The 3,394-nt window shown below is 49.1% G+C and carries 3 protein-coding genes; 1 reads left to right on the forward strand and 2 read right to left on the reverse strand.

Annotated elements, in window-relative coordinates; genetic code table 11:
* Positions 1 to 475: 475 nt before the first annotated feature.
* Positions 476 to 1,249, reverse strand: coding sequence for an ABC transporter permease (locus tag EKM84_RS13995; protein WP_125766270.1), 774 nt, complete (start codon positions 1,247 to 1,249; stop codon positions 476 to 478).
* A gap of 3 nt (positions 1,250 to 1,252) precedes the next feature.
* On the reverse strand, positions 1,253 to 2,155 hold the full coding sequence (locus EKM84_RS14000) for an ABC transporter ATP-binding protein (RefSeq protein WP_125766271.1): 903 nt from the start codon (positions 2,153 to 2,155) through the stop codon (positions 1,253 to 1,255).
* Positions 2,156 to 2,297: 142 nt separating this feature from the next.
* Here EKM84_RS14000 and EKM84_RS14005 point away from each other — a divergent pair, with 142 nt between their 5' ends.
* Positions 2,298 to 2,882 (forward strand): helix-turn-helix domain-containing protein, encoded by a 585-nt coding sequence (locus tag EKM84_RS14005; RefSeq protein WP_125766272.1) that lies wholly within the window; start codon positions 2,298 to 2,300, stop codon positions 2,880 to 2,882.
* Positions 2,883 to 3,394: the final 512 nt, after the last annotated feature.

The following is a 3,394-nucleotide window of genomic DNA, read 5'->3' on the forward strand; positions in this document are numbered from 1 at the left end:
TTGATACCAAGTATCAAACCGCCCTACACATATTTGGTTTGTCGAAACAATGTTCAGTTTTCAAAGGTCTACCAGTTATCCGCTCTCGCAGACAACTTAATCATCATATCATTTAACTGATTTGATGTCAACAAGAATTTTTATTTAATCAACAACTTGTTAAATGTGCTTCCTAACGAAGCAGCTCAATTAATATACCATTTTGTTAGACTACTTGTCAACAAGCAATTTAACTTTTTAAATTAATGAGTCGCTGCCGCAAAAGACAACTTAGATAATATACCATGCACATCAACTCACTGTCAACAAAAATTATAAATTAATGACGACAATCCCACCATTCGTTAGCCGCGGCTCCAAGCCCGTTCCTCACTAATCCCCATTTTACGGGCCAGAAGTCTCTTTTGGTAGGATGTCGCCGTGACGCTTCTCATCATGGCAACCTTGTAAAATGTGTTTCCGGCCAGCCATCAGCCTAAATCCGCCGTCGTGAAAAGATCAGTGCCCCCACCCCAACAAAGAACAACGCCCACAGGAGATTGCCGACGCTCAACTGCTCAATCGTCAAGTGGGTCACATTCTGCTGGTAGCTGGGATTGCCATACTCTTCCTGCAGAAAGAACATATTAAATGGATTCCATTTCATCACCGGCAGTAACGACTTAAACGACTGCAATAGCAAACTGGACACCCCTTCCCCCATGAAACAGACCCCCACGCCAATGGCAATCGCCGCCGCACTGTTATGACTACAGCTCGCCAGCAAAAAGACCAATCCAATAATCAGCACACCACCATACGTATCCAGCACCGCATTAGTCACGAGATTATCCAGTAGGGCCTGATGATAGAGATAGACTGTTTGCCACGAGAGGCTGCGCCCACCACTGAACTTGAGTAATAGTGTCGTGAGCACAGCTACCACATGGAGCAACACGCTATACCCGAGCAGCAGCACATACTTCCCCACGAAGATCGTCCAGCGGTGATTCGTCTGGATTGCCAACTGTTTGATCGTCCCGTACTCGAATTCCATCGTCACACAGCTGGCGCCAATCACAATCATGAGTATCATCAGCCATTGAAACCCGCCATACGCCGATGAAATATAAAATTTCTGGTCGCTAATTGATGCCCCGTGCGCCGTTGCTGCCAGTCCGCCCATTAAAAGCACCAAGATGACCGGTGCAAGCCAAGCCAATCGCTGATGTCTGAATTTAAAAATCTCCTGCTGCAATAATTGTCCCATGACCTATGCCTTCCTCTCTGCTAACAAGCGTAACAAGACCGTTTCTAAATCTTCCCGATGCTGGTTCACTTTTAAAATCTGAATGTGCGCACTAAGAAGTGCCTGCAGTATGGGCGTCAACGCAACCGGCTTCGTCACGATCAAGTCGCTCCCCCGCTGGATTACTGGATAGTCGGCCTGTAAAAGCACCCGCAATGCCCGATCATTCTCCGTCGTCCGCACTACTAAAGATTGCCGCGCCGATTCTCGAAACTGAGCCATCGTTCGTTGCAGCAACACTTCTCCCTGGTCAATTAGGATCACCGTATCAATAATCTTTTCCAGCTCGCTCAAAATATGACTGGAAATTAAAAAAGTGGTCCCTTCCCCTGCCATTTGCACAATTAAATGACGTAATCGCTTAACCGATTGTGGGTCCAGCCCATTCATCGGCTCGTCCAATATGACTAACCGTGGTCGATTCACCAATGCCATGGCAATCCCCAGCTTCTGTTTCATGCCTAGTGAATACCGTTTGGCCGGTCGGTGGATATAATCATCCATTTGGAGGGCCTGCACCACCCACGTCATTTGTTCCACGGAAGTCGTCATCAATCGCAACTGTTCCCAACCGCTCAGAAAGGGATAAATCGCCGGGCGTTCGATGAGCGCACCTACGTGTTGGGTCACGACTGCATGGGTATTGACCGAAACGGGTTGTCCCAGAATCCGAACGTTCCCTGCATCCGTTGGCATCAGTCCCAGTAAGGCCTTCATAATGGTCGTTTTGCCCGCACCGTTGGGACCGACCAATCCGACAATTTTGCCGGCTGAAAACTCAAAGTTTACATCACGCAAGACGATTCGGTGGCCAAAAGTTTTCCGTAACCCGACTACCCGAACCATTTTCTCTTGTACTTGTTGCACTGGACATCATCTCCTCTACTCCCTTTCAGCGTACCCGTTCAAATCCCCGAATGATACGGATGCTAGCGAGAATAGCTTGCTATTTCCCGTTGATTCTCTATGATAGAGTTAATCGCAATTATCAAGGAAGTGAGGTGCCCCCATGGCATCGACAGAACTAGGCGCACGTTTGAAAAAGTTCCGGCAAACGCAACAGCTGACCCAAACGGCACTGGCGGACCAACTGCACGTCTCACGGCAGACTGTTTCCAGCTGGGAGACTGGCCGGAACCAACCGGACATCGCCACCATTACCCAATTAGCCACGCTATATGCCGTCCCGGTAGACGCGCTCTTGCAGGGCACAGCAGCTGTGCCCGTAACAAGACCGGTCACTCGTCCAAGCTCTAGCCTATTACTGGTCCTGTTCGGGGTGCTCCTGGTGGAACGCGTCACCCAATTTTCAACTTTCCCAGGCCTCTACTGGATGGACTTCCTCATCCTCTTGTTGATCGTCCTGATGATCAATTTGGGCATTGCCCGTCGCCACCCGAACGTTTGGACAAATCGGGTACATTGGATTGGCCTGACAGCGTTTGCCGCACTCAGTCTCGTTAGTGGGAGTATCAACGCCTTTAACATGGGCTTTGGCCTAATGACGACCTGCCAGTTCAGTGGACTAGTGGTTATCATCGTACTGGTCAGGAAATACTGGCAATCTCGATCCGTTAAGGTTAGACAACAGTAGCGTGGCACTCATACATCGGGCTTAACTTAGCTGCTCACAAAAAAGAGAGTGGGACAAAAGGCGGTTAGCCGGCGAGCATTAAGGCTGCTAACCGAATAATCCTGGTCTTGGATTGTTTGGCTAGCAGTTTTAAGCGGAACCGGTTGCCTTTTGTCGCACGTTTCGGCCATGTAAATGGGTACACAAAAGCGAGTCTGGGGTTTTGTCCCAGGCTCTTTTTTAGATTGGCTATTCCTCTGATCTTGCTTAGGTGGCAAGTAGTCTCTTTTGACAGAATGTGTTCCACCACCATCGGCAATTAGAAGTAACTCGCAGACGTGACGGCAACTTCATGGAACCGCCCGATTTCATACAGCCATTTCGGTTTTGACGTCGCTCGGTCGCCAGCCACACTGCCGCTGCGGTCATGCGCCCCATCTGCTTTTGATTTTCTGCACAAAAAACTCTCTGAGGGTGCCGCTTCGCTTTACCCTCGTAACCATATGGTGAAATGAACCGCCTTTCCCGGTATA

The organism is Levilactobacillus mulengensis, from assembly GCF_003946045.1.
GTDB lineage: Bacteria > Bacillota > Bacilli > Lactobacillales > Lactobacillaceae > Levilactobacillus > Levilactobacillus mulengensis.

Bases quoted from the DNA above. Each gene is read 5' to 3' on its own strand.
- EKM84_RS13995 (WP_125766270.1), bottom strand. From the start codon at position 1,249: ATGGGACAATTATTGCAGCAGGAGATTTTTAAATTCAGACATCAGCGA.
- EKM84_RS14005 (WP_125766272.1), top strand. From the start codon at position 2,298: ATGGCATCGACAGAACTAGGCGCACGTTTGAAAAAGTTCCGGCAAACG.